This is a genomic window from Lacihabitans sp. LS3-19 (assembly GCF_024343575.1).
In the GTDB taxonomy this organism is placed as follows: domain Bacteria; phylum Bacteroidota; class Bacteroidia; order Cytophagales; family Spirosomataceae; genus Leadbetterella.
In genome coordinates this window covers 1-25,273 of sequence record NZ_RJUA01000021.1, presented here as the reverse complement: position 1 = coordinate 25,273, position 25,273 = coordinate 1, and the positions used below count along the sequence as shown (strand labels likewise).

The 25,273-nt window shown below is 33.4% G+C and carries 26 protein-coding genes; 8 read left to right on the top strand and 18 right to left on the bottom strand.

Annotated features, from left to right (window positions below):
- The first annotated feature begins 56 nt into the window (after positions 1–56).
- On the top strand, positions 57–1,919 hold the full coding sequence (locus EGI22_RS13495; RefSeq protein WP_255068988.1) for an Nramp family divalent metal transporter: 1,863 nt from the start codon (positions 57–59) through the stop codon (positions 1,917–1,919).
- Positions 1,920–2,178: 259 nt separating this feature from the next.
- On the opposite strand, the gene EGI22_RS13490 is transcribed toward EGI22_RS13495, so the two are convergent.
- The 3 genes from EGI22_RS13490 to EGI22_RS13480 form a co-directional block, all read right to left on the bottom strand.
- The gene (locus tag EGI22_RS13490; protein ID WP_255069000.1) at positions 2,179–2,514 is read right to left on the bottom strand and encodes a response regulator; all 336 of its coding nucleotides are present in this window, start codon (positions 2,512–2,514) and stop codon (positions 2,179–2,181) included.
- 655 nt (positions 2,515–3,169) lie between these two features.
- Entirely contained in the window at positions 3,170–3,772 is a 603-nt protein-coding gene (locus EGI22_RS13485) for a porin family protein (RefSeq protein ID WP_255068987.1), read from the bottom strand.
- 53 nt (positions 3,773–3,825) lie between these two features.
- Positions 3,826–4,476, bottom strand: a complete 651-nt coding sequence (locus tag EGI22_RS13480) for an OmpA family protein (protein WP_255068986.1) — start codon at positions 4,474–4,476, stop codon at positions 3,826–3,828.
- Positions 4,477–4,704: 228 nt separating this feature from the next.
- On the opposite strand from EGI22_RS13480, the gene EGI22_RS13475 reads away from it, so the two are divergent.
- Positions 4,705–5,076, top strand: coding sequence for a response regulator (locus EGI22_RS13475; RefSeq protein ID WP_255068985.1), 372 nt, complete (start codon positions 4,705–4,707; stop codon positions 5,074–5,076).
- Between the two features lies 1 nt (position 5,077).
- Here EGI22_RS13475 and EGI22_RS13470 read toward each other — a convergent pair whose 3' ends face one another.
- Genes EGI22_RS13470 through rpoN form a run of 4 tightly spaced genes read right to left on the bottom strand, consistent with a single transcriptional unit; the run spans position 5,078 to position 10,893 of the window.
- Positions 5,078–6,496 (bottom strand): hybrid sensor histidine kinase/response regulator, encoded by a 1,419-nt coding sequence (locus tag EGI22_RS13470; RefSeq protein WP_255068984.1) that lies wholly within the window; start codon positions 6,494–6,496, stop codon positions 5,078–5,080.
- Positions 6,497–6,503: 7 nt separating this feature from the next.
- Complete coding sequence (locus tag EGI22_RS13465) at positions 6,504–7,958, bottom strand: ATP-binding protein (protein ID WP_255068983.1); 1,455 nt, start codon at positions 7,956–7,958, stop codon at positions 6,504–6,506.
- Positions 7,955–9,430, bottom strand: coding sequence for a sigma-54 dependent transcriptional regulator (locus EGI22_RS13460; RefSeq protein ID WP_255068982.1), 1,476 nt, complete (start codon positions 9,428–9,430; stop codon positions 7,955–7,957). The genes EGI22_RS13465 and EGI22_RS13460 overlap by 4 nt, the downstream gene beginning before the upstream one ends.
- 17 nt (positions 9,431–9,447) lie before the next feature.
- The gene (rpoN, locus tag EGI22_RS13455) at positions 9,448–10,893 is read right to left on the bottom strand and encodes an RNA polymerase factor sigma-54 (RefSeq protein WP_255068981.1); all 1,446 of its coding nucleotides are present in this window, start codon (positions 10,891–10,893) and stop codon (positions 9,448–9,450) included.
- 217 nt (positions 10,894–11,110) lie between these two features.
- Between rpoN and EGI22_RS13450 the strand changes: the two genes are divergently transcribed.
- A complete protein-coding gene (locus EGI22_RS13450) occupies positions 11,111–12,475 on the top strand; it encodes a CHASE3 domain-containing protein (protein ID WP_255068980.1) in 1,365 nt (454 codons plus the stop codon).
- A 27-nt stretch (positions 12,476–12,502) separates the two neighbouring features.
- Here EGI22_RS13450 and EGI22_RS13445 read toward each other — a convergent pair whose 3' ends face one another.
- The 4 genes from EGI22_RS13445 to EGI22_RS13430 form a co-directional block, all read right to left on the bottom strand.
- Complete coding sequence (locus EGI22_RS13445) at positions 12,503–12,823, bottom strand: hypothetical protein (protein ID WP_255068979.1); 321 nt, start codon at positions 12,821–12,823, stop codon at positions 12,503–12,505.
- Positions 12,824–13,105: 282 nt separating this feature from the next.
- The gene (locus EGI22_RS13440; protein WP_255068978.1) at positions 13,106–13,450 is read right to left on the bottom strand and encodes a hypothetical protein; all 345 of its coding nucleotides are present in this window, start codon (positions 13,448–13,450) and stop codon (positions 13,106–13,108) included.
- Positions 13,451–13,518: 68 nt separating this feature from the next.
- Positions 13,519–13,794: a YtxH domain-containing protein gene (locus EGI22_RS13435; RefSeq protein ID WP_255068977.1), complete on the bottom strand. Its 276-nt coding sequence runs from the start codon at positions 13,792–13,794 to the stop codon at positions 13,519–13,521.
- Positions 13,795–13,933: 139 nt separating this feature from the next.
- Positions 13,934–14,107: a YtxH domain-containing protein gene (locus EGI22_RS13430; RefSeq protein WP_255068976.1), complete on the bottom strand. Its 174-nt coding sequence runs from the start codon at positions 14,105–14,107 to the stop codon at positions 13,934–13,936.
- Positions 14,108–14,366: 259 nt separating this feature from the next.
- On the opposite strand from EGI22_RS13430, the gene EGI22_RS13425 reads away from it, so the two are divergent.
- The 5 genes from EGI22_RS13425 (at position 14,367) to EGI22_RS13405 (ending at position 16,963) form a co-directional block, all read left to right on the top strand.
- Positions 14,367–15,065 carry an OmpA family protein gene (locus EGI22_RS13425; protein ID WP_255068975.1) on the top strand — a complete coding sequence of 233 codons (699 nt, stop codon included), beginning with the start codon at positions 14,367–14,369 and terminating at the stop codon, positions 15,063–15,065.
- 25 nt (positions 15,066–15,090) lie between these two features.
- A complete protein-coding gene (locus EGI22_RS13420; protein WP_255068974.1) occupies positions 15,091–15,705 on the top strand; it encodes a porin family protein in 615 nt (204 codons plus the stop codon).
- Between the two features lie 83 nt (positions 15,706–15,788).
- On the top strand, positions 15,789–15,968 hold the full coding sequence (locus EGI22_RS13415) for a DUF1328 domain-containing protein (protein ID WP_255068973.1): 180 nt from the start codon (positions 15,789–15,791) through the stop codon (positions 15,966–15,968).
- 152 nt (positions 15,969–16,120) lie between these two features.
- The gene (locus EGI22_RS13410; protein WP_255068972.1) at positions 16,121–16,525 is read left to right on the top strand and encodes a YMGG-like glycine zipper-containing protein; all 405 of its coding nucleotides are present in this window, start codon (positions 16,121–16,123) and stop codon (positions 16,523–16,525) included.
- 27 nt (positions 16,526–16,552) lie between these two features.
- Positions 16,553–16,963 carry an Atg14 domain-containing protein gene (locus EGI22_RS13405; protein WP_255068971.1) on the top strand — a complete coding sequence of 137 codons (411 nt, stop codon included), beginning with the start codon at positions 16,553–16,555 and terminating at the stop codon, positions 16,961–16,963.
- A 90-nt stretch (positions 16,964–17,053) separates the two neighbouring features.
- Here EGI22_RS13405 and EGI22_RS13400 read toward each other — a convergent pair whose 3' ends face one another.
- The 7 genes from EGI22_RS13400 to EGI22_RS13370 form a co-directional block, all read right to left on the bottom strand.
- Entirely contained in the window at positions 17,054–19,459 is a 2,406-nt protein-coding gene (locus EGI22_RS13400; RefSeq protein WP_255068970.1) for a TonB-dependent receptor, read from the bottom strand.
- Positions 19,460–19,541: 82 nt separating this feature from the next.
- The gene (locus EGI22_RS13395; RefSeq protein ID WP_255068969.1) at positions 19,542–19,910 is read right to left on the bottom strand and encodes a hypothetical protein; all 369 of its coding nucleotides are present in this window, start codon (positions 19,908–19,910) and stop codon (positions 19,542–19,544) included.
- A gap of 210 nt (positions 19,911–20,120) precedes the next feature.
- Complete coding sequence (locus tag EGI22_RS13390) at positions 20,121–20,546, bottom strand: DUF1801 domain-containing protein (protein WP_255068968.1); 426 nt, start codon at positions 20,544–20,546, stop codon at positions 20,121–20,123.
- A gap of 91 nt (positions 20,547–20,637) precedes the next feature.
- Complete coding sequence (locus EGI22_RS13385; RefSeq protein ID WP_255068967.1) at positions 20,638–21,126, bottom strand: SRPBCC domain-containing protein; 489 nt, start codon at positions 21,124–21,126, stop codon at positions 20,638–20,640.
- A gap of 4 nt (positions 21,127–21,130) precedes the next feature.
- Positions 21,131–21,442 (bottom strand): helix-turn-helix transcriptional regulator, encoded by a 312-nt coding sequence (locus EGI22_RS13380; protein WP_255068966.1) that lies wholly within the window; start codon positions 21,440–21,442, stop codon positions 21,131–21,133.
- 727 nt (positions 21,443–22,169) lie between these two features.
- Positions 22,170–23,171 carry a beta-galactosidase gene (locus EGI22_RS13375; RefSeq protein ID WP_255068965.1) on the bottom strand — a complete coding sequence of 334 codons (1,002 nt, stop codon included), beginning with the start codon at positions 23,169–23,171 and terminating at the stop codon, positions 22,170–22,172.
- Between the two features lie 186 nt (positions 23,172–23,357).
- Positions 23,358–25,273: tail fiber domain-containing protein (locus EGI22_RS13370; protein ID WP_255068964.1), on the bottom strand; the 1,916-nt coding region annotated here is incomplete at its 5' end.

Here is a 25,273-nt window from a genome sequence, read left to right as displayed (position 1 = left end):
ATTCGAAACAATTTCAGATTAAGCTATTAGCTTGGTTTTTTTATATATTTGTAGCAATGGAAAAATCACTACAAGAAGTTTTTGAATCGGTTGATACCTCAGCTTCTCCAAAAAGCAAATGGAAAACTATTTTTAGTTATCTAGGTCCTGCTTATTTGGTTAGTGTGGGTTATATGGATCCGGGCAATTGGGCAACAGATATAGCAGGTGGTAGTATGTTCAACTACAAACTCATTTGGATTTTGTTGCTGAGCAATATAATGGCCGTTGTTTTACAATCTTTAGCCGCTAGAATGGGTATTGTGACTCGAACAGACCTTGCCCAAGCCAATCGGCTAACCTATCCCAAAAAAGTAAATTATGTTTTGTGGTTTTTGGCAGAGATTGCCATTGCTTCTACTGACTTGGCGGAGGTAATTGGTATGGCCATTGGTCTTAAGCTTTTATTTAATATCCCTTTGATTTATGGGGTGATGATAACAGTGCTTGATACGTTTTTGTTGATGTATTTGCAGAAACTCGGTATGCGAAAAATGGAGGCTTTTATAATTGCTTTGATAAGTATAATCGGTCTTTCATTTTTGCTGCAGATTATCATGGCTCAGCCACCAGTAGGCGAAATAATGCAAGGTTTTATACCAACCACAATGAATACCTCCGCATTGTATATTTCTATAGGAATAATTGGTGCAACGGTTATGCCACATAATCTGTACTTGCATTCGGCAATAATCCAATCCAGAAAAATAAAAAGAGACGACCTTTCGATTAAAAAAGCTCTAAAATACAGCTTTTGGGATTCTTTGATTGCTCTTAATTTGGCTTTTTTTGTAAATGCCGCCATATTAGTTTTGGCAGCTTCCGTTTTTTATAAAAATGGCCAATACGAAATAGCTGGAATAGAACAAGCTCATCAGCTTTTAGCTCCGCTTTTGGGCAATAAACTTGCCCCAATTCTTTTTGCTGTGGCCTTAATAGCGGCTGGACAAAGTTCTACCATTACAGGAACTATATCGGGTCAAATTGTGATGGAAGGATATTTAAATATCCGATTGAATCCTATTTTAAGGAGGTTAATTACTCGTTTGGTTGCCATTGTGCCGGCGGTGGTCGTAATATTAATTGCGGGAGACAATATGGTGGATTTCCTGTTGATTCTAAGTCAGGTGATTTTAAGTTTTCAATTGGCGTTTGCTGTAATACCGATGATATTTTTTGTGAGTGACAAAAAACGCATGGGTAAGTTTGTTATCAATCTTCGCGTTCAGATTTTGGCTTGGTTGATTGCTGCTATCATAACTACCTTAAATGTAAGTTATGTAGCTCAAATGCTTTTTCAAACGGCTTCAGAAACAGAGTATATTTGGGTTAAAATTGGCGTGGCAATATTGTGTATTTTCTTTGTCGCCACATTTGTCGCTATGTTTTATTACCCACTTTCAGGTAAATTTAAAGCTAAAAAATTAAGTTATCATGCTGAAAATAAGCCTGTATTCAATATCGAAGATAAAGTGTTGTTTAACAAAATACTGGTGCCTTTGGATTTTTCGGAGGTAGACGAGAAAGTAATGTCATTTGCTTTGAGTCAATGTAATGAAAATACCAAATTGTATATTTTACACATTGTTGAAAGTCCGGTGGCTGGCTACTTAGGCAAAAATCTCGATGTAGATGAAGTAGAGAAAGACAAAGCACAGTTGGCAGTTTATAAAGCAAATTTGGAAGAACACGGTCTTGAAGTGGAAACAATTTTGGGAATGCGAAATAGGGTAGTGGAGATTGTAGAGCTTATCAAAGAAAACGAGATAGATTTATTGATAATGGGAGCTCACAAACACAAAGCCGTGAAAGATTTTCTATATGGTGAAACAATAAACAAAGTGCGGCATAATATTGAAGTGCCAATTATGATTGTGTAAATCCTTTATTAATAAACTATTTGTTCTTTGCTTTTAGATTATTTTCCAATTTATGATTTTAATGACTTAGCTACATAAAAAAGAAATTCAGTTATAGGAGTTGAAAGGAGACCATATGATATAAAACGATAAAGATATTGTTCTTTATAAGAAAGTAACAGAGGTATTTTCGGCGATTAAAATGTGTAGATATTTCCACATAAAACTGTGGAATTTAATTCCTATATCATAAGTGCATATCTTCTTGTTTATTTTGAAGTTATAATAAGGAAACCAACGTAGATAATTTAAATGGTTTAGCGATGAAACCATCAGCACCATTTGCCATCGCTTGTTCTTTTATCGTTGTAAAAGCCGTAATGAGCAATAGCTTAGTTTTTGGATAGTTTTTCTTTATGTAGGAGATTTTGTTAAGTCCTTGACCGTCAGGTAAGTTGTTGTCGAGAACTAAGATATCTGGTTCAAAGTCTTCCAACTCTATCATTCCGTCTTTTAAGTTATAAGCTTCTCTTATACTATAAGGCTCCTTTCTTAGGAAGTTTGTAATCATACTACAGATATCTTTTTCATCATCAATTATTAAAAGCTTTTTCATTTTTATTTCATCATTGTTCATACAAAAGTAGTTTTGGTTAAGACTGATTATAATTAATAATAAAAAATCGTTCCAAGAACGTAATGTTTTTATTAAAAATAAAGAAAAGTTCAATTAAAAAAAGAGGAGAAAAACATCTCCCCATTTTTTGTTTTCCTATATCCCAGTGTTAACCAATCTATTTTCCTATTAATTTGGTACTTTCATTTTTATGGAAATTCTGTTCAGTTCCTTAAATTTTAGTTTTATTTCCTCGTTTGAAATCTTGTAATTACGTCTATCATTAAACTTTGAAATGTTTAAAATATGATTGACTAAAAGCACAATCGAAATTAAAAAAAACACTACCAAAAGAATCATTACATTTTCCATAATATTTTAGATTTATACTATAAATCTTAAAATCTAGTTCCTCAGTTATTTTAGCGTTTTTTAAGGAAATTTTTCTACACTTTTTCTACAATTTGGGGATAATTGTATCTGTATTTACTTTACTATTAATGTTTTGTCTCTCTTTGGTTCTTTTAAAGACAATTCATTTTTAGTCGATTAATCTGATACATTTATTTTAGTTTGATTTTGTTTTAACTTATAAAAAATGAACCCATATTAAGTTTACACTCAAAACGGGTTCACTTTTAGCAGTGTTAAACGCTTACTTAAAAGGAAAGCTCACACCTACATTAAGTCCATAACTTTGATTGATCATGGTCTTTGTATCTTCGGATTTGAAATTGTCGAAAAATCCTTGAGCAAAATATACTTCCGAATTCAGCCATATCTTTTCGTTAAGTCTATAGTTTAGTCCCATTGCAGCCCTCAGTCCAACGTCTATTTTCTTGAAGTTTACAGGTCTGTAGCTGTAGTTTTCGGTATTGCTGCCATTGGCTCCTATTAAAGCTCCGACATAAGGTCCAGCCATTAATTTTGGTCTTAGTTTATTTCCTTTTTCGTTTAGATACCAAACACCGTAAACAGGCAACTGAATATAGTGTAGATCAAGTGTGCTATTGGTATTTTCGAAACCTGATCCCATCTGCGTGTATAAAAGCTCTACTTTCATACCGGTACGAGAATGATTGGATTGGTTCATGAAAATGCCCAAGTTTCCACCAGGTTTAAAAGTGGTGTTGTCTGATAGCTTTGTTACCATTGATCCATTTACGCCTGCCATTACTCCCCAAGATCTGTCTTGAGCATTTACCTTGGCAGATATGATATAAAGACATGAGAAGGCGATTAAAACTATTTTTTTCATTTTCATTTTATTTTTAGAATATTAGAATTTGTTTTTCTAGATTATTTGGAATATTAATTCGTACTTAATGCAGCTCTGAGACTGTTTGACGGCAATATTAAGAAATCCACTCTTCTGTTTAAATCTCTTGTTTTTGCCAATTTATTACTGAAATCAGGGAATCTTTCGCCAAAGGTGTCTACAAACAACCTTTCTTTTGCAACTCCACAAGTCGATAGATAATTAGCCGCAACAGCTGCTCTTTTGTATGCCAATTGTTTATTGAAATCCGCCGAACCTGTGGCATCTGTCCTACCTACAGCCATTATGTAGGTATCTTGGTTTTGATTTAAGTTAAAAGCCAATTTTCTAAGTATATCTTTGGCATTTTCATTAAGCGTGTAGTCTTCTAATCCAAATACATTTCCTTTGTCAAGCGATACCACCAAAGCATCACCATATTGAACCATTGTCGCTACACCTTTTAGGTTTTCAATCATACCCTTTAAGTTTTCATTCATGGCCTCTTTTAATTCTTTGGCCTCCCATTTAGAAGAACTGTATTTGAAGGCCGTATCTGCAAGAGGATAAGCATAAGGTAATTCTTCTTTGTAGTTTACCAAATCAGTACTTGATGTATTTTTACTAGTGTTTTTCGTTGTTTTGCAAGAAGTTATCATCCCGATAATTAATGCAATTGTTGTAATGCTGAGTATTTTTTTCATTGTTTTATTATTTTAATATTTAGTTAAAAAAATCAAACCATAAGTATTCGATAGTTTTTGTGTGGAATTGTGTAGAATTTAATGCACGAATAGATGAGGGTTGCTCAAAATGTGGGGAAATGGGTAAGATTGTTTTAAAACTTATTAATTTGAAAAAGAAATATATTAATTAAAGAAGTTTTATATTTGTGCAATACCAAAAAAGACTTTAAAGCTAAATTCTAAGCCATGCTCATATATTTAATTGATGATGATCAAGAAGATCAGGAGATTTTTGAGATGGCTCTCTCTGAAACTGGATTAAATGTAAATCTGATGTGTTTTACCAATGGACTAGAAGCAGTGGATGTTTTGAAAAATTCGGGGGAAGTTCCAAGTTTTATTTTTTTAGACTTAAATATGCCAAAACTTAATGGTTTTGAATGTTTACAATTGATGGCTAAAGAAAGCCTTTTTTCAGAAACTAAAAAAATTGTCTATTCAACAAGTTCAAATGAAAAAGATATTTACCAATCTAACGCTTTAGGTGCAGATAAGTATTTGGTTAAACCTGTAAATTTTGACACATTAATAGAATCAATAAAATCGATATTGGCATAATCTAAATTTCCGTGTTTTTGGGCAATGTGAGTATAAACGTGGCACCGTTTCCCAAAGATGAATCAAGCTCGGTTTCTATGCCCTGTGTTTTAAAAATAGACATACTACTGGCTAAACCCAATCCTATTCCGTTTTTCTTTTTTGTAAAATAAGGTTCAAAAATTACCTTTTGGTCCTCTTTTGATATTCCAGGGCCATTATCTATAATTTTCAGTTTGTTTCCTGACAAAATAATTTCAATTTTCCCATTTTGGATATTTTCCAAGGCCTCCAATGCATTCACTAAAATATTGGTTAAGGCCAATGACAATTGCTCTTGATGTAGTAAAAAGCTATAGTTGGTTGGTAATTCTGTTGAAATAGTGATTTCTAATAAATCAGCTTTGTCCCTTATGTTTTCTATGGTCTGAAGCACCACATCAATAAAATTACCCATTGACATGGTTGTGTTTTCAATGTGAGCAAAATTCAGAACTTTTTTTAGGATGTTTTCAATTCTATCCGCATTTCGACTAATTATTGGCAAGTATGGCGATTCAATTTCTTCTGACTCAATACCTTCTAAGGCCAAAGAAATATTGTTTAGCGGATTTCTAACCTCATGTGCAAGTGTACGCATTAGCCTGGCAGTAGATTCGAGTTTTTCGTAAACAAGCCTAATTTGTTGCGAGCGAATCTCCTCAGTTTTGTCAATAATAATTCCATGTAGGAAATCTCCCTGAGTTAGGTCATGCTCGTAATTGCAGCTTAATACGATTGTTTTTTTTTCGCCATTTTTGGCAAATATTTCTGCCATTTTATTGAAAACTCCATTTTTGTTGGCAATTCTTTCTTTTAGGAATTTTATAAAATCATTATCATGAAATATATGTAAAAGCCCCTCTTTACCAAGTTCGGTTGCACTGTATCCAGTTATTTTTTTTATAGAATCACTTATACTGATTATTTTGAAGTTTAAGTCAGTTATGAAAAGTATGTCTTTCGAATGTCTTAGAACTGAGCGATATTTTTTTTCGGAGATTTTTAATGCTAATAGCATGTCGGAGTTTTTGAGAGCATATCTAATGCTTCTTTCAAGTTCAGTGGCTGATATTGTGGACTTTACTAAATAATCGTTTACACCTAATTCTGAAGCTTTTCTGTCTACTTCAGGGTCGCCCTTGCCAGTTAGAAGTATTATTGGGGCTTGGATTTCGGCGTCTCGGATGATTTTGCAAATATCTAAGCCAGAATATGCTCCTAACAAATAATCAATAATATATACATCGAAAGTGTCTGAGGAGATTTTTTCGATAGCTAGTTTATGATTGGATACCCAAGTGATATCAAATTTGTAATTTTTTATCTCGAGAAGAGACTCTTCTAGTAATTCAAAATCCTCGTGGTCGTCGTCTATTATAAGAAGTTTGATCTCTTGCATTGGGTATTTATTTAGGTAAATATATAATAAAAGTTGTTCCTACGCCTTCTTCAGATTCCGCTCTTATGTAACCCTCGTGATTTTCAACTACTTTTTTACAAATCGCCAAGCCAATCCCTGTGCCTGGGTATTCTGACCTTCCGATGAGTCTTTTGAAAGGAGAGAAAATAATATCTCCAAATTGGGGATTAAATCCGATGCCGTTGTCTTTAACTGTTATTTCATAATAAGTTTTTGAAAAATCTAGGCCAAATTGAGCGTAATCAGACTTCTTTAAAAGTTTGTTACTTATTGTGATATTCGGAATTTCATTCAATTTTTTAAATTTTAAACCATTTCCAATTAAGTTTTGGAACAATTGCTGAAACTGGACTCGTACACCATGCAAAACAGGAAGGTCGAAGGTGATTTGTGCCTTTGAGTTGTTTATAGGCTCTTCATAATCATTTAAAATTGGTGGAATAATAGTATTTAGGTCAATCAGTTCATCTAGAGGTGGTTTAGCATTTAATCTTGATAGTTTTAGTATGTCATCAATCAACTCGCTCATACGCACAGAGGCACCTCTTAATCTGCCCAAATATCCTTTGGCTTGTTCTGGTATTTGGTCAGCAAGTGTCCGCTCTAATCTATTGGCATAGGCTTCAATTTTTCGTAGGGGCTCTTGTAGGTCATGCGATGCCGTATACGCAAATTCAGTAAGTGCAGTATTGGATTTATTAAGGTCAGATATACTTTTTAGCTTAAGAACTTCTTCTAGCTTTTCTTTTGAAATGTCCTTAATTACGCCTTGTAAACACAGCAATTTATTTTCATTATTAATGATTTTAAGCGTGCTTACTGAAACGATCTTTCGTTGGTTATCTACTAATATGGTATGTACTAAATCGCTAAAGTTTTGCCCAGTTTTAATTACATTCTCCACAAGTTTTAAGATATCATCTTTTTCTTCTGGTACCACAAAACCCATGTAGTCCTGGAGGTTTTTTGGATAATTTTTTGAATTTTCATTTAAACCTAAAATTCGAGCAAAACCTTCTGAAATACTTAGTTTGTTTTCAAATACCAAATACTGCCAAGTACCCATTTTTAGTTTTTCTTCTGCGTTATTCAATACCTCATAATGACCAGAAAATGGCCTTTTTTGGCTTCGAATAAGTACCACTAATATCAAGTCATCTTGCTCGGGTTTGGATACTTTTTTTAGTTTAATAATAGAAAAGCCAGACTTTTCGAGAAATTCTTTTTCTGAGATCTTTTCTTGTAAAAATCTCTTTAAGGCGTCGTCTGATTTATCTCTTTGTTGAGGGGAATCAAAGTTTTTATAGCTTTCATTGGCATAAATGATTTTTTGATCATTTGGTGAGTATATCACAATCCCATCGCTCATGGCATCGTAAAGATCCGTATCAGCAAATCTTTTTTCGCCCTCAATTTGGATATTTAAGGAAAGTTTGTTCACAGATTGTAATATTTAATTTTGTTGTACAATGTCTTTCTATCAATGTTGAGCACTTTTGCTGCTTTGCTTTTGTTAAAATTTACCTCATGCAATGTTCTTATAATTAGTTCAGCTTCAGCTTCTTTGGCTACTTCCTTTAGGTCTACTGTAGTGTTTCGGCTTGGCACTTGCAACCTAGGAGCCTCTTGCATTATGTCCCTATTATAGTTGGTATTTATGTATTGTATTGAGCCATCCTGAGCTTCGTCAACTGTTTCTGAAAAATTGATGTGGTTATGGTTTACAAGTTCGAAGGGTAGATTGGCTACTTTAATTATATCAAATTGGCATAAAAGTGCAGCTCTTCTGACTACGTTTTTGAGTTCTCTAATATTTCCATGCCATGGGTAGTTTTTAAATACCTCTACTACTTCATCACTAAATCCCGAAATTTCCTTATTCAACTCTTCATTGACCCCATCTAACATATATTCTGCATACATCATGATGTCTTTGTCACGGTGGCGAAGAGCTGGTACGTTTATTTCAAACTCATTGAATCTATAATATAAGTCTTCTCGAAATTTTCCTGTTTTTGATGCATTAAGAAGTCTCTCATTACTTGCGACCAATATTCTTACGTCAACCGTCTTTTCTTTTGCACCACCAATGGGTCTCACTTTTCGTTCTTGGACTACCCTAAGCAATGATACTTGTATATCGTACGGCAAGTTTGCAACTTCATCAAGAAAGATAGTGCCGCCATCGGCGAGTTCAAATAAGCCAGTTTTGTCTGTAAGTGCTCCTGTAAAACTTCCTTTTATATGTCCAAAGAGTTCACTTGCGGCCAATTCTTTGCTTATTGCACCGCAATCCATGGCAACAAAAGGTTTGGCGTTTCGAGGACTTTTATTGTGGATTTCACGAGCAACGGCTTCTTTCCCTGAGCCGCTTTCACCATAAATTATAACACTGAAGTTGGTAGGAGCAACAAGATTTATTTGATTAAGTAGATTTTTACTTGCCTGGCTTGTTCCGAATATGTAGCCTTTACTTTTTTTCGAAGTTTTTGTCTTCTTATCTAAAGTGCTGGTGTTTTGATTTGAAGTGTTTGAATCAGAATCGCTATCGTCTCCAGATGCTAAAGCTTTATTGATAGTGCTAAGAATTTCCTCGGGAAATAAAGGCTTGGTTACATAATCAAATGCACCGTTTTTCATTACTTCTATCGCCACTTTTATATCAGAATAACCCGTAATAATAATTACAGGCAAATCGGGATGCGATTCTTTTACTTTTTGTAAAAGTGTACCGCCATTAATATCTCCAAGTTTGAAGTCTGTAAGAATTAAGTCTGGACCAAAATCTTTCAGTTTTTCAAGACCTTCTTTGCCCGAACTTGCAACAGCTACTTCAAAATCTTGTCTCTGAAGAAATCGATCTAGTAGCAAGCAAACATCTTTATCATCATCTATAACCAGTATTTTTTTCATAATTTTTATTTTCAGATTCAAATTGTTCTTCTGTTTTTTGAAGACTGGATATTTTCCGACATTCTATATTTGGTTATGGTCCTTCGGGTTAAATTTATGCCATTTTTCTGAAGTTCTTTTTGAATATCCATATCGCTGTATGGATTTATTTTGTCTTCGTTTTTTAGAATGTTTATAACCATTTCTTGAATCTCTTTGTTGCTTTTGGTAGTTCCATCGTCCAATAAAATTGCCTCAGAAAACAGACTTTTTAAGTTGATTACGCCAATTGGGGTATATGCAAACTTGTTTGATGTAACTCTACTGACAGTAGAAATGGTTAATCCTGTAATATTAGCGATATCTTTTAATATCATTGGTCTAAGTTTACTGGTTTCTCCACTTATCAAAAATTCCGATTGTAAATAAACTAAAGCCTTTATTACATTTTCCATCGTTTCTTCGCGTTGTTTTAGGGCGTGCATTAGCCATTGAGCTGAGCCTAGTTTGGCGTTTATATACCCTTTTGCACTGTTTCCTGACTCAGCTTTTAATTGATTGGCATACTTAGTATTAACTTTAAATGTGTAATTTTTTTTTGAAATAATATCGCCTTTAAGTTTCCCATTGTCTAAATAAATTTCATAATCAGGCACAATGAACTCGGTTGTTTCTGATTCACCTCTAAAATACCCTTTGGTAGGATAGGGGCTATAGGTCGCCATATGGGCTAAGATTTTCGAAAGATCTTTATTTGAAATATTATCTTCTTTTAAAATTCCTTCAAGGTCATTATTCCCAATTTCTTCAAGATTATTTTCTAGCAATTCAATGGCATTTATTTTTTCTATTTCAGATAAATTTTCGTCAATTGAAATTAAATACTTAAAATAATCTTTTAAATCATAACAAGCAAAGCCTAGTGGCTCACATGAATTAATGACATTTTTCACTTCTTCAACTTCTAATTCGGAAAAGAATTTTCCAGTGGCAAAACCCAACTGGTCGGCTATATCACTTAATGGGCAGTCTAGGAAACCTTTTTCGTTTACTGAGTTTACCAAAAAATAGGCAACTTCGAGTTGCGTAGTGTCCAATGAGCTATATTTTAGTTGATCTAGGATGGCTTCAGTGATGCTTTGGTCAACAGTTTGACTATTCAATTGATAGTCTTGCCATTCTGAATCTCCATTTGAACTTTCTTGATTGTACTTATAGAATGCCTCGTCGTCTTCTAATGTTTCTCTGGTGTATATTTGGTCTAGATTTAGCTCTTCAGAAAAATCTTCGATATTTTCATCTATTTCAGAATCTAATTCATTAGTTTCGGCATTTGTTTCTAAAAAAGGATTTTCCAAGAGTTCTTGCTCAATATGATGTTCTAATTCTTGTTGGTTAAGATACAATAAATTCAAGAATTGAATTTGACTTGTATTTACCTTTTGCGATTGTTTTAAGGTTAGCCTTTGAGCGTTATTAACCATACTTTAAGAAAGATTTATAGTATATGCTTTTCAAATGGCAAGCCAAAAAAAATAATTTTTTTTTAATTAGAAATGGTGTCTTATTAAGTGTCTGATAGTCATATTGTTGTGGTTTTTAAATTATTAAAAACAAAAATTTATATTATTAATTCATAAAAAAGTACTGAGGAAAACTGTAGCGTAAATTCCCCACTTTTCCCCATTTTTTCAAAATTAAATGCGAACTAAAACCTTAGATTATCTTTTCATTTTGGCTTTTCTAATTATAGGTGTTGTGATTTTTATTACTTATGAGGCTTACGACAAACTAGAAAGATTTAACAAACTGGTAGATCATTCTTATGTGGTAAAAAATAAAATTTCAGAGACAGAATCTGAAATCAGAAGTAGTATATTGAATCAAAGGAATTTTTTACTTACGAAAGACTCTATTTATTATGAAAAATATAAGTTGCGAATTGCTAAAACTAGGGTAAACTTTAGTGATTTACATTCTTTGGTTATAGATAATAAGGACCAGATAAATTTGCTTGACTCTTTGATAAAAAAGTATTTTGATAGAGAGAAAAATCTAGAACAAGAGCTTGTAACGTTTAAACATAATCAAAAACTATTGTCAGGTGTTCAGATGGAGCTTTTTAATGAAGGTAACTATAAGTCTTCCGAACTCTTAGCGTATTTTGAAAAAATGAAAGGAGAGGAGGAAAAGCTCATAGTAGAACGAATGTCTAACCAAGTTGATGGACAAAATTTAGCACCTATTACTTTTTCATTTCTGGCACTTTTTGCAATTGGGATTATAGCTTTCGCCTATTTTAGACAGAAGTCTGATTTGGAAGAAAAAGAGATAATTTTACAAAAGAAAAGAATGCTTCTCAAAAGGCTGATGAGTTCACACGAAGAAATAGAACAATATACGCATCTTACCTCCCATCAACTTCAAGAGCCCATAAGAAAAATTAGGATTTATTTGGATCAAGCTCTCAAGGCGAATGAAAACTCTGAAAAAGAGAATGTTGGGCAGTTTTTAGAAAAAATCAAAAAGCTTGCAGGTCAAACTACAGTTATGTTAACTGAACTTAGTAATCTTGCATATTTAAAGCCTGACGAAACAGACATAGGTTTACATAGTTTTGTTGATATTCTGATGCTATGTGTGGCTGAAGCAAACGATAAATCGGGTCTGAAACTAAAGTTGACAATTCATCAACCGGAGCCCCCAAAACTTCTTTTATATCCGCATTTGATCAAAAAATTGATTGAGGAAATCTTAAATCATAGATTGTTGAATGTAGGTGATAATAATGAACTTGTGGCACTTGAGCTCTCTTATGAAAAAGTTCATGTCGAAAATCTTATGTGGCATCAAATTTCACTAAAGTATATAGGAAAGGTGGCCGAAATAGGAGCAATAGATAAAATTTTTGAGTTTTTGCAAAATTTCAAATCGGAGGAAAATGCAGGGAAGGGTTTGGCTGTGTGTAAAAGAATTATGCACAAACATCACGGTTTTATTTCTGCCGAAAATCTAAGTGATATGGATGCTACGGTTTTTAAATTAAGTTTTCCTTTTGAAAACTGAAATTTCAAGAGCTTTAATTTTCAGTATTTAATCTTTATTTTTTTCGGAAATATTCAATAATGGCCTCTCTAAAATAGTTGATAATCCATTTTCAACAGATGATTCTAATTTTGATTTTATCAATATTAATTCTTCTTCTGAGCTGATTTCTGTCTGATTTTTGATCCATTTAAAGGTTTTGTAGAACAAACCCAAAGTCTTTTTTTTCGTGTTTTTGCTTGTTGCGATATTTATAATTCCGGTAGTTGCCACTGGTAGTAAATACTTAATAACTGGATGTGGATATTTGCTAATAAGGTTATTGGAAAGTTGACTTATTAAATATTTAGCTCCAGAAGGTGCTATCAAGTTGGTTTTTTTTCCTACAAAACTTAATACGTTCTTTGGAAGTAAATCCTACAATAACTCCGTTTTAAGATGGCCGATATGGTTCTCAACGTCTATCAGTTTTTCTTCAAGTATCGTTTTGTGCGAATTGTATTCTTCAAAATTCTTAAACTTTCCCATGTCGATATTTTTAATTTATAAATTGTTTTTTAAGAATAATTTCAGGTTTTAATCAAACAAGTTTTTGAAACTTTAAAGGAATTGTAGTCAACTAAAACTATAATAATTCTAGTACTTGGATATCTAAGTGTTTTCGTCGTAAATGATATTAAGAAGAATCCATTCAAAGAAAAAGCGGAAGAGATTTTTTCCTCTATTTAAAAGCAAAACAAAAGAGAAAAGAAATATTATAGAGACTATTAAAAAACCAAGAAAAGAGCTGTTCAGCCAATTATTTAATAGTAGAGCAACACCAAGACTAAGAAAAAATACAAAAAAAATCGCACTAATCAAATATGCTATTCTTACCGCCAAATTGGCCATTATTTTTGAACTTCGATCAGCTAGATTCAATATTAGTTTTTCCTTTTGCAATTCTAAATATTCACCAATATTTTCGCTGAATGTATTGTTTTCTGAACTACTCATTGTTGTATTTTTTGTTAGTATGAAAAAAAAGAAGCTACCTAATTGGCAGCCTCTCATTTCTAAATATTTTAAACAATCCCAATTTTCTTCGCTTCGGCTTGGGTTTTGTCAGCTATTTGGTTTAATCCATTTTTTCCTTTTTCATAAAGATCAATAGATTTGTCGACTACTTGACTTTTCATTTTGTTGGCTGATGATTTTAAAGAACCTGCAGCGTCACCTATCGTACCTTTAATTTTCTTTCTTGTTTCTGAACCCTTCGCTGGGGCATATGCTATTCCTAATGCTGCTCCTACGGCAGCCGCCGCTGCTATTCCCGCAATTGTTTTAACTGAATTTTTCATAATTGTAAATTTTGATATTAATAAACTAATTTCAATTAGGTTGTAAAAAATGTATTCCAACCTTAAATGAAACATTTTTGGGGAAATTTGGGGAATATTATGCCGTTAATGTTTATCAAATACCGCGAGTTTTCACTAATCAATTAATTTCTTCCTGAAGTTTTTCAATTGTTTTCAAAGCACTGTCTGACAATTTATTGATTCCTTTTTTTACTTTTAGTCTATTTACTATTCCTTTATTTGGCGAGAATAATATGCCAGTTACAAATCCGGCAATTCCTGCAAGAATTAAGATCGTTTTTTTATTTTCCATATTGTTATTTTTTATTAGTAGCGTTTAAAATACCGTTCCTTCTTTTTTTAGTTATAAAATTCTTAAAAGTTTAATCTATCTGGCTTTTCAATTTAAATACACTCCACTGTATGGGGAATTTGGGGATTTATTACCTCATGTTGAGTATTCTGTTTTTCGTAATTAGTTTCATTAATGTACTGATAATTAGATTTTTATATATTTTTCTGGGATGTGGAAAGATATTTTAAGTATGCTGTTACATATAAATTTTAATAAAATGAATACTAAAATAATCAAGAAAACAACCATAGGTCTTTTGGCTTTGGTTTTAATTAGTTCAAGTTGTAGTACTTTAAAAAAACTTACAAGAGAGCAGAAAGGTGCAGCGATTGGAATTGGAACTGGTGCGGCAGCTGGTGCGGCTATTGGTTCTAAATCTAAAAATCCTGCGGTATATGCTATAGTTGGTTCTGCTGTGGGTGGCGTTGCAGGTGCTATTATAGGTAAATACATGGATAAGCAGGCAAAAGAATTAGAGGATAAGCTAGGTAACATAGCTGAAGTAGAAAGAATAGAAGAAGGCATTAAAGTCACCATGAAGTCTGGCATTTTGTTCGCTTTTAACTCCTCTGAGCTGTCGTCAGAATCTAAAAAAAGCATTCAAGATCTTGCAAATACTTTAATAGAATATCCCAATACGGACATTTTGGTTGCTGGATACACAGACAACATAGGAACGGAAGCTTATAACTTGAAATTATCAGAAAGAAGAGCCAAGGCAGTTTCAAGTTTATTAAATGCTTACAACGTGAAAAGCAGCAGGTTAGTCGTGAAAGGATATGGAGAAAGTAACCCCGCCTATAGCAATGATAGCGAGGAAGGTCAAGAAAAAAATCGTAGAGTAGAATTGGCAATTGTAGCTGATAATAATCTTAAAAAGTCAGCAAAAAAAGAAACATCGTTAAGCTTAAAATAAATTTTTAAACAAAAAATACATTAAAATGAAAAAGTTAATAACAGTTCTAATGCTTTTAGTTATAGCAACGGGGGTATCTCAGGCACAAAATTTTGAAATAGGTCTAAAGGGTGGACTAAACTTATCCCAAATAAGAGGTGAAGGAGGAGGTAGCGATAAAAGTTTTTGGGATCCAAACGCTTCAAGGGTTACTGGTTTTACGGGAGGTATATTTACCAAGTTTGGTAATAAAATATACTTACAGCCAGAACTAATGGTAAGTACCAAAGGTGGAAAAGCCTATGATGTTTTGGGGATTGAACATAATTTTAAACAAACTTATTTTGATATACCAGTCCTTTTAGGTGTAAAAGTAGGGGATGTGCTAAGAATAAATGCAGGACCCATGGCTACATTTTTAATTAACAAAGACGAAACATTTATGCAACAAATCGGCCTGGCAAGTAACGAAAAATACAGAAATGCGTTTCTCGGATATCAATTTGGTGTAGGTTTTGATATTAGCAAAATCAGATTGGATATGAAATACGAAGGTAATGTAAATGATGTTTTCAATGTAAATTATAAAGATGCTCAGACTAAGAGTCAATTTGCAGGTAAGTCTAATGCATTTATGATTACCGCTGGATTTGCTTTTTAAAATCCATCGATTTTAAGCACATTTTTATATGTGGTTGAATTTAAGGGTTGTATAAATATATTTCTCACTAAATCTTAAATATTATGTTACGTTGGGCACTTTCATTTTTCGTCATAGCCATTATTGCCGGTATCTTTGGATTCGGGGGATTGGCGGCAGGAGCTACTGAAATAGCTAAGATTCTATTTTATTTATTCTTAATATTATTTGTGATTTCATTGATTACAGGTGGTTTTAGAAAAAAGAAACGATTCTTTGATTGATTGAAACGGGCATTTTGCCCGTTTTTTTTTTGAAGTATTGCCAAAAGACACAACTTGGGAAATAAATTCTACATATTCTACACTTATTTTCCAAAAAAACATAAGGAATTAGATTTTTATGCAAATACATGTAAACTAAAAATAATAAAAAAATGAAAAACAAGAATAGCATTATTTTGACAATAGGATTGGGGATTTTTGCAATGGCATGTAACCCGAGCACAGATGGTAAATTAGGAATGTCTGAAGACAGCCTTGCTGTAAAAGATACCGTTTATATCATTCAAAAGGAAACCTATACACAAGTAAATACAGTAACTGACGAAAATGGTAAAACTTATAGTTCATCAGCTCCAACTCAAGGGTATGAGGGAGCATCGAAAAAGAAAATGAATGCTACTACTAAAGGAGCTATAATAGGTGCCGGAACGGGAGCAGTAACTGGAGCCATCGTTGATAAAAAACACAGAGGAAGAGGTGCGGTAGTGGGAGGTTTGTTAGGTGCTGGAGCAGGTGCAGTAACAGGTAGCGTTATTGATAAGAAGAAGGGAAACTAATTATTAAAACTTAAAAAGACAGCAAATATGAAAAAGATAAGAATTGTTTTATTAGCATTTTTGGGTTTCGTTTCGATTACTGCCTGTAGTGAAAAAACACAAGAAAATGCGGAAGATAAAATAGATGAGGCTCAAGATAAAATGGAAGTGGCTGTAGATAAAATGGATGATAAAACGGAAGAACTTAAATCAGAGATTGAAATGGCTATAGATAAACTTCAATACAAGATAGATAAGTTTGATCAAGAAAAAGTAGATCCAACCGCTGAGAAATTGGATAAGTCTATTAAAGAAACAAAAGAAGACTTGGAAAGAGAAAGAGATGATCTTAAAAAAGACCTTGAAGAGTTGAAATCTGATACTAAAAAAGATTGGAAGGAATTTCAAAATAAAGTCCAAAAGAAAATTGAGAGAATTTCTGATGCGATTGAAAATTAAATATTAAAAAGCCTGAATCCCGTTGAAATAAAACAGATTCAGGCTTTTTTTTGATCAAAACGGCACAAAAAGAGCTTTTGAAAAATTTCTCTATAAATTAAAAATCATTTTTAAACTGATATTTCTGCCCATATTAAATACCCCCATTCTGCCTGTTAGTGGATTTTCTGGAGCATATTTTAATCTACTTAAATGGCTTTGATAAGCTACGTCGGTTAGATTATCTGCACTAATAAATATACTCATGAAATCTTTCCTATTAAAGCCTTTCACATCTCCACCCATGCCTAAACCTAATAATGTGTAAGAAGGTGTTGCGGTTTCAGTTTCATAAGCACTGAAAACTTTATTTTGCATAAAATAGTGGTCCAAGCTAAACTTCATATAAGCATTAGATAGTGCTTTTCCAGTTTTTTTGAATTGAGCTTTAAGTTCTCCACGGTATTTTGGGGCAGGAATAAATGGCAAATATTTGGTACTATCTGTTTGATTTGCTTGAGTGGCCTGTACAAAAGAAAACGAATTGCCGATATGTAACCAATCTAATGGGTGCGGGTGAACGTCCAAGTATATTTCTCCGCCTAATAGCCTCGCATTACCTTGAACAAACTTAAAACCAGGAGCAGGATCGCTTGGATCGGGAATTATGTCATTGCCATTTTCATCCTTCATTTTTTCAGAGTAAATATAGTTGGAGATAAAATTGGCGAAAGGTGTAAGCTCAAATGTTAAATGATCGGAATTATAAAAATAAGCGATATCTATCTGCTGACTGATTTCAGATTTCAGATTTTGGTTTCCAATTTCATATCTAAAAGTACCTTCATGCCTTCCATTTGAGGCTAACTCGGCAATAGTTGGAGCTCTGAAACCACGAGAAATATTGAATTTTAAAGTAGAAGTTTTATCAATTAAATAGGCGAGGCCCAAACTTCCAGAAATACCATTGTAGTTTTGTTTAAATGCATTAAATTTTACTTCATTATTTGGGTTTTGGAGGTTTGTAGGTTCCCCATTTTCGTCCAATATTAGCTGTTTGGAGTTCATGGTTCTATTGTCAAAACGTATCCCGCCTGAAAGGGTAAGTTTTTTCTCAAAGGTTTTTTGCGTAAACAAAAAGGCACCGGCATCAAACATTCCATATTCCGGAATTAAAACTTCTAAACCCTTATTTTGATTGGTTTGATACATTCCACCTATTCCAAATGAAGTTTCCCAACCGTTTTTCTCAGAAAAATTGTATCTTAAGTTGTAGTTGAAGGTATTCAAGAAAAAAAACAGTTCAATATCTTTGGGATTTGTGGCCTCTCCAAATTCCTTCCGTTGGTTATTTTGAAAGGCAAAGTCGGCATTTAATGTGCCTTTTTTTAGTATAAAATAGTTGTTTAGAGAAGCTCTCAAATGATTGACTTCTTGATGCGGGAAACCAATTTTATAACCTTTTAAATCATTTTTTGTAGCAACTTGCTCATTTCCATCAGGTGTAATAAACAGAAAGTTGCCATCATCGTCTCTTTCGCCTTCTACAAGATTTAAGGTATTGTTATAAGTACTTAAATTTAGATGAGAATGACCCCAGTTTTTGTTTATGCCTAAAAACAAACTGCCATCATATTCTTTAAAACCTGAGTTATAAACTTTACCATCATACTTGTTTTGGTAGTTTCCAGCATATTTATTGCTAAATCTTCCCATCCATTGGAAGCCTTTTTTATTCCCCGAATTCGAAAATGAATAGCCGATAAGGTTATTATTGGATTGGTAATTGGTCACCAATTGCGATTTTGTTTCGTCTAAATAGGGTGCTTTTGGTGATAGAAAATTTAAAACGCCAGCTATTCCATCTGAGCCATACATTAAACTCCCTGGGCCTTTCACGATTTCTATTCGGTCAATGTCATATTCGTCTATTTCTATGCCGTGTTCATCACCCCATTGTTGTCCTTCCTGGCGTATGCCGTTGTACAACGTTATAACCCTGTTATAGCCTAATCCTCGGATGATGGGTTTTGAAATTGAGGCTCCTGTCGTTATCTGGTTTACACCAGGTACATTTTTTAAGGCATCAATTAGATTAGTAGAACTGTTTTGATTCAAAGCGTTTTTGTCTATTGCTTTGATGATAACAGGACTTCGCTTAAGCTCTGTGCTGCGAGTAACTGCCGTCACAACAACTTCGTTGAGTTCTGATACAGAGGAGTTTAATGAGATATTTAAAATAGTATCTTTTGAAATATATATTTTTTGTACAAAATTATTATAGCCTAAATAACTGATTTCAAAAAGATAACTCCCAGGTTTAATATTTTCGATTTTAAAGAAACCCTCATTATTTGTAGAAACACCTAGTTTTAAGTCTGATATGTAAACATTGGCTCCTGCCAATATTTCGTTAGTTTTAGTGTCTTTAATGCTACCACTAATAGTATTTTGAGCCAAACTATTTAGAGTTATAAGCCCAAAAAAAACGATGGCAATTGTATTTTTTGCTCCCATTTTTTTGATTTTTTAAATTTTAGAAATACCGAATCCTAAGTGGGAAAAAGCCACAAAAGATTAAAATAATTTTATAAAAAAATCAGGCAGTAGGAGGGCCCCTGTTTGAAACTAAAGAGAAGGTCTCAAAACTGTAGTCTTTTGCTAAAGACGAATGTGTATTTTTAAAAGAGTAATTTAGGAATTTATAAAAGCTAAATTCTAAAAAGTGAGGACTGCTAAAGTGATAGTCGCATAATAGGCAACTCTTTTGGCTTTTGTTTAGGTGCGTTTTATGGTCACATTTTTCGTTGGAATAGCTGTAGAAGATTGATTTTTCACATGATGTGGCTTCGTTGTAGCTTACAATTTCCTCATCATGATGGTGCAAAAAGAAAGAAGGCACAAGGTTGGCAAAATATACCACCAACAGAAAAAGTGCCCCGAATTTTACGTTTTTATCTTTTTTCAATTTGCTAAATGAAACAATGTTGCAAATATAGAAAAATATCTGCTTTTTTAATATTTTGAGTGCTTAAATTATAAAAATCATATTTAGGCTTTCAAAAATAACTGCAGATTAATATCAAATATGGGTCTGGGGTATTTGTATAAGAATGGTATAAAATGAAAAGTTTTTTTTCTACATTTTAGATTCAATACTTTTTAATTTCGAAAATTATTATGTTCTATCCCCAAACCCATATTTGATAGCATCTTTAAGTACTTCTATATTAATATCTTTGAGCGTTTTGAACCTTATGCAATATCCACTCACACTCACTTTGCCTAATTTTTCGCCAAAGGTTTGGGCCAAATACGTTTTATCTGAAATACCCATTATATAGACCGAAATACCAGTAGTATTTGCACTCAATCCAATTTGATAAAATTCTTTTGTGCTTCCATTTGCATATTTTATGGTGTATTTTCCAAAGCCAATATTTGGATTAGAAACAATTTTACCTTTTTCGTCTTTTCCATCTAAAAACCAAAGTTTACAGTCTGGCATTATTTGCAGAATGAGGTCATTCAGCTCTTGCATTTCGCTGCGTTTGGGTTCTGTTTGGCTATAAATATAATCTTTGATTTGATCAGAAATGCTCATAGATTTATTTCATTGCGAAGTCTAAAATCACCCTTTTTAATATCATTATACTAATAAATTATGCCCATGTAATGCCTTTTATAGAAGATTTTTACAAAGTTTCTAATAGGTTATCCAAGTTTGTCAAAGACATTGTAAATCCTATTTGGAAGCCTTCAAGTATGCTTTCCATACGTTCAAAAGATTCATTAAATATAGTAATATTCACTTTTGTTATGCCATTTTGTTCACTGAAATTGTAATCCCAATCAGAACCTGGCAATTGAGGGTTTTCGTCTGCATCAGCAAAAGCATTATACATCTTAAAATTGGTCTTTGGCGTGATGGAGGTGTATTCTTGGATTGCCCAACGCTCTATTCCTTCGGGGCTTACCATCACATAAAACCTTTTTCCGCCAACTTCAAAATTCATGTATTTTGTTCTGGAAATAAAAGGTTTTGGGGCTACCCATTGGTCGAGCAATTCGGCTTTTGTAAATGCATCCCATACATTCGAAAGGTCCGCTGCAAATTCTCTCGTTATAAATACCGTTTTGGCTGGTTTGTCCACTATAAAGTCAAAAAGTAAATCGTTTTTCATTTTTTCATTTTTTTAGGTTTGATAATAATTGATCCAATTGATTAAATCTTGTCTCCCAAATATTCCTATATTGAGCCAACCAATCGTCTATTTCTTTCATTTTGTCTATCTCAAGTGAGTAGAAAATTTCTCTTCCTTGTTGCTCTTGTTTTACCAATTGGCACTCTGTCAATATCCGCAAGTGTTTTGAAACCGCCTGTCGTGTCGTCTGGAAATTTTCCGCTATAGCATTAGGTGTCATAGCCTGCAAGGCAATAAGTGCAATAATTGCTCTTCGTGTAGGGTCTGCAATTGCTTGGAAAATATCTCTTCTCATTTTGTCTTTTATTAATTTATGAAACTAATCGGTTGCAAATATATTTAGAAATCTTGGTTTCGCAATTTTTGTCTAATTTAATTTGGGATTTCTTTAAATTGGGTAGGGATTTTATTTGTATGCTTAAGGTGCATTTATGTTCTTTGACCCGAGTTTCGGCTAACTAATTTTATTTTCCTTTTATTTTCTCTTTTTTAGACACTAGATTCATATTGTAGTTGACAATAATTAAGTTTCATTCATTATAGAAGTTGACAGAATACCAAAATATAGTGATTCCTAAAAAAATAATTACCGAAATAGATGGTTATCAATAAAATTGCACCTCTAACGGTAACTGTTGACTTAGTAATGAACAAATGCCAATTATGCTCTCCACCTTGTTTTTATTTATAGATTAAACAGCAAATGGAATTAGCCAAGACAGAAAGCAGGTTGAGTTATTTTGCAAATACTTTTATCAACGCTCATCTAAATCTTTAATAATTGTACTTTCGAAAATTGATTTTTGCAACGATATTTGTCATGGATTGAAGTGATAACTTTCAACTATCAAATGAAACTTAATTGGTTACATTTTTCTGCCTTTATATCTCAATTTATTATCTTTTTTTTCTTTAAATTTTCAAATGCAGATTATTTAGATCAAACCAGTTTTTTCTTTTTTCAACTAGTTTTTTTCAAAGCAATTGTTTTTTAGGAAAGAACTGCCAATCGGTTTTTTCTTTCAATATTTCTTTAATTCATCAGCATAAAGATTAAAATCACGAAATGTGTTGTCCCAATTGCTGATGTTAAATTCATAGTCCCATGGCTCTATGTATCTTGCTTTTATACGTTTAGCTTGCTCAAAAACTTTTGTGTAATCTCCGTTCGGAAAACTCGAAGTATTGTCGGACCTAGCTATAACTTGGCAATAAATGTCGCCAGGGTAATTTTCCAAAACTGTAATTAAGTTTGTCTGATAGGTAGTATTGCCTGATATCCACCACATTGCTGCACCAACCCTATGGTTAAGGCTTTTGTCGTTCCAAAGATCTGTGATGATGGCGGAGGCAGGAATAGAAGAGTAAAACAATTCGTGAACTTCAATTGCCAATGCCTTTTTTGAAAACGCATTTGCAAATTTCTTGGCATTTTTAAGGGATGCGTCAATCCATTTTGTTTCAGTATATCCTGCCGCAGCGAAAGCACTTTGGTTAAATCCATTTAGATGGCCTTCAACTCCATTTGCGGTCATTTGGGGAATGTATACCAATAATAAAGAAGCATCATTATTGTATTTTTCACCCAATTTGTCGGCTAATTTTCCTAAATATTCCTGAACTGAATTGTCCCAAATCAAGGGAAGTTTATAGGGTAAGCCTCTAAAATTATAATCAAAAAAGGGTGCTTTTTTTTGCGAGATTAGCCAATCGGGGCTACCAATTCCCCCAGCAAGTATCGATAATGAATATTTTTTTCCTTTTGCTTTGATTGCATCGATTTGTTTATCAATCGATGAAAAATCGAAACTTCCTTCGCTAGTTTCAATGTCTTTCCAAAACGATCTTATCAATACGCCCCTAACCTCTGGATGACTTAAGACGACGTTGGAGGTACTTCCAGCACTTGAAAATATCCCTTTAGGTTTTTCAATACTTGGCGTTGAAATTTCAGATTCGACCTCCTTCTTTTTACAAGATGTAAACAGGGAAATTGCTAAAAATGTAAATAATAGTTTTTTCAATTATTTGGTATTTGAAAGGTTTTTCAATGGCTTATTCTTATTATGAAACGAAAGAACCGTCCATTTTCAAATATTGAAAATAATTTTGAAACTTAGTCAAGGAGATACTTATATTTTTTAGCCTGAAGAGAAAATAGAAAAACCACCCGAGATATTCAGGTGGTTTAATTAAAAGCTAGTTTAATATTACTTTCCTACTTCACTAGGAGAAGTTTTTACTTTTGATAGACCATCAATGTGGTTCAATCTTGCTAAAATACCGGTGATTTGGTTCTCTATTTTAGAATTATTTGATATTAATTCAGCATTTTCTTTTTTTAGATTTTCTATCATTTCTTGCTGTTCTTGCATAGCTTTAATCATTGGAGCTATTAAGTCATTGTAACGCACGGAATAGAATCCTTTGTCATCTTTTGAGAGAAGACCCAAGTCGGTCTCTGAATAGCCATATTTAGCCAATACTTGTTCCAAATCTTGGGCAATAACACCAAATTCTTGCTCTTTTTTTTCATTGCCTATTCTATGATAAAGCACTGGTGTAACATCTTTGATAAAATCTAGGCCAAGTGGGCTGGTTTGGATGTTTTCTTTCCATCTTTTGTCTGAGGTTATTGTCCATGCAACTTTAACATAAGCATCAGTTATTAGATCATCACCTATTTTTATCTGATTGCTTCCAGTAGCTGACGGAACTTGTGCGTTATTTCCAATTGCTATATTATTTGAACCAGATGTCTGAAAAAAACCAGCACCCGTTCCTAAAAAAGTATTTCTGTCTCCAGCAACTAGGAGATTACCAGCCGTGTGACCAAAGGCAGTATTTGAAGATCCAGTTGAATTCTCAAGACTTCTACGACCAAATGAACTATTTCCTTCTCCTGTGGAATTAGATTTTAGTGCATCTGAGCCAAAAGCGGCATTGTCATTGGTATTAGAAACCGCCAATGCAGACTTACCAAAAGCGGTGTTAAAGCTACCTGTTTGATTTAATTTCAATGAACCAGACCCACCACTTGTATTTTCACCTCCTGTAGAGTTATTCATTCCGGCTTCATGACCAATAGCAGTATTGTTTGTTCCGGTATTGTTACCGTAAACAACACTTCCTCTTAGGGCTTCGTTTCCTACGGCTGTGTTACCAGAGATGGCGGCACTGTTGTTCATCAGTTGCATTGCTAATCGACCCACTGCGGTGCTTCTTTGGCCTCCAACATTTCCACTCAAAGCTTGATAACCCAGGGCAGTATTATCAAAACCTGTCGTATTTAAACCCAATGCATCTTGTCCCATAGCTACATTGTATTGTCCTGAACTGTTTACTTGCAATGCCCTACTACCGACTGCCGAATTTGAGTTTCCTGATGTTATTCCCATTAAGGCTTCGTCTCCTACTGCTGTATTAAAGCGTCCTGTATTGTTTGCAGGCGTAGCACTTCCTTTTAAAGAATTAAAACCAACAGCAGTGTTATATGTCTCTTGGCCTGTAGTTCTATTATCAGCGTTAAACATTGCGTTAGATCCAACAGCTGTTGATCGACTGTTTGCTCTATTTTGGTTTAAGGCATCATGTCCAATTGCAGTATTGTCATTTCCTGTTGTGTTCAATAATAATCCTCCATTTCCAAACCCTGAATTATAACTTCCAGTTGAATTTGATATTAATGTACCTTGTCCAAATGCTGAATTGTAATTACCTGTGGAATTGCTTGAAAGGGCAGCATAACCAGTTGCAACATTTCCGCTTCCACTTGTATTTGCCATCATAGACTCGCTTCCTATCGCAGTATTTCCCGTTCCTATATTATTAGCAGGTGTTGCACTTCCTTTCAAGGCTTCAGATCCTACCGCAGTGTTATTAGTGATTATACCTGTTGTTCTATTGTCTGCATTCAACATTGCATTTGAACCTACAGCAGTTGACCGACTATTAGCTTTATTTTGACTTAATGCATCATGACCAATTGCCGTATTTTCATTTCCTGAAGTGTTCAACAATAGTCCACCATTTCCAAAACCTGCATTATAACTTCCCGTTGAATTTGCTATTAATGTACCTTGTCCAAATGCTGAATTGTAATTACCTGTGGAATTGCTTGATAGGG

Coding starts and splice junctions, on each gene's coding strand:
- EGI22_RS13495 (WP_255068988.1), top strand. CDS start 57: ATGGAAAAATCACTACAAGAAGTTTTTGAATCGGTTGATACCTCAGCT.
- EGI22_RS13490 (WP_255069000.1), bottom strand. CDS start 2,514: ATGAAAAAGCTTTTAATAATTGATGATGAAAAAGATATCTGTAGTATG.
- EGI22_RS13485 (WP_255068987.1), bottom strand. CDS start 3,772: ATGAAAAAAATAGTTTTAATCGCCTTCTCATGTCTTTATATCATATCT.
- EGI22_RS13480 (WP_255068986.1), bottom strand. CDS start 4,476: ATGAAAAAAATACTCAGCATTACAACAATTGCATTAATTATCGGGATG.
- EGI22_RS13475 (WP_255068985.1), top strand. CDS start 4,705: ATGCTCATATATTTAATTGATGATGATCAAGAAGATCAGGAGATTTTT.
- EGI22_RS13470 (WP_255068984.1), bottom strand. CDS start 6,496: ATGCAAGAGATCAAACTTCTTATAATAGACGACGACCACGAGGATTTT.
- EGI22_RS13460 (WP_255068982.1), bottom strand. CDS start 9,430: ATGAAAAAAATACTGGTTATAGATGATGATAAAGATGTTTGCTTGCTA.
- rpoN (WP_255068981.1), bottom strand. CDS start 10,893: ATGGTTAATAACGCTCAAAGGCTAACCTTAAAACAATCGCAAAAGGTA.
- EGI22_RS13450 (WP_255068980.1), top strand. CDS start 11,111: ATGCGAACTAAAACCTTAGATTATCTTTTCATTTTGGCTTTTCTAATT.
- EGI22_RS13440 (WP_255068978.1), bottom strand. CDS start 13,450: ATGAGTAGTTCAGAAAACAATACATTCAGCGAAAATATTGGTGAATAT.
- EGI22_RS13435 (WP_255068977.1), bottom strand. CDS start 13,794: ATGAAAAATTCAGTTAAAACAATTGCGGGAATAGCAGCGGCGGCTGCC.
- EGI22_RS13430 (WP_255068976.1), bottom strand. CDS start 14,107: ATGGAAAATAAAAAAACGATCTTAATTCTTGCAGGAATTGCCGGATTT.
- EGI22_RS13425 (WP_255068975.1), top strand. CDS start 14,367: ATGAATACTAAAATAATCAAGAAAACAACCATAGGTCTTTTGGCTTTG.
- EGI22_RS13420 (WP_255068974.1), top strand. CDS start 15,091: ATGAAAAAGTTAATAACAGTTCTAATGCTTTTAGTTATAGCAACGGGG.
- EGI22_RS13415 (WP_255068973.1), top strand. CDS start 15,789: ATGTTACGTTGGGCACTTTCATTTTTCGTCATAGCCATTATTGCCGGT.
- EGI22_RS13410 (WP_255068972.1), top strand. CDS start 16,121: ATGAAAAACAAGAATAGCATTATTTTGACAATAGGATTGGGGATTTTT.
- EGI22_RS13405 (WP_255068971.1), top strand. CDS start 16,553: ATGAAAAAGATAAGAATTGTTTTATTAGCATTTTTGGGTTTCGTTTCG.
- EGI22_RS13400 (WP_255068970.1), bottom strand. CDS start 19,459: ATGGGAGCAAAAAATACAATTGCCATCGTTTTTTTTGGGCTTATAACT.
- EGI22_RS13390 (WP_255068968.1), bottom strand. CDS start 20,546: ATGAGCATTTCTGATCAAATCAAAGATTATATTTATAGCCAAACAGAA.
- EGI22_RS13385 (WP_255068967.1), bottom strand. CDS start 21,126: ATGAAAAACGATTTACTTTTTGACTTTATAGTGGACAAACCAGCCAAA.
- EGI22_RS13380 (WP_255068966.1), bottom strand. CDS start 21,442: ATGAGAAGAGATATTTTCCAAGCAATTGCAGACCCTACACGAAGAGCA.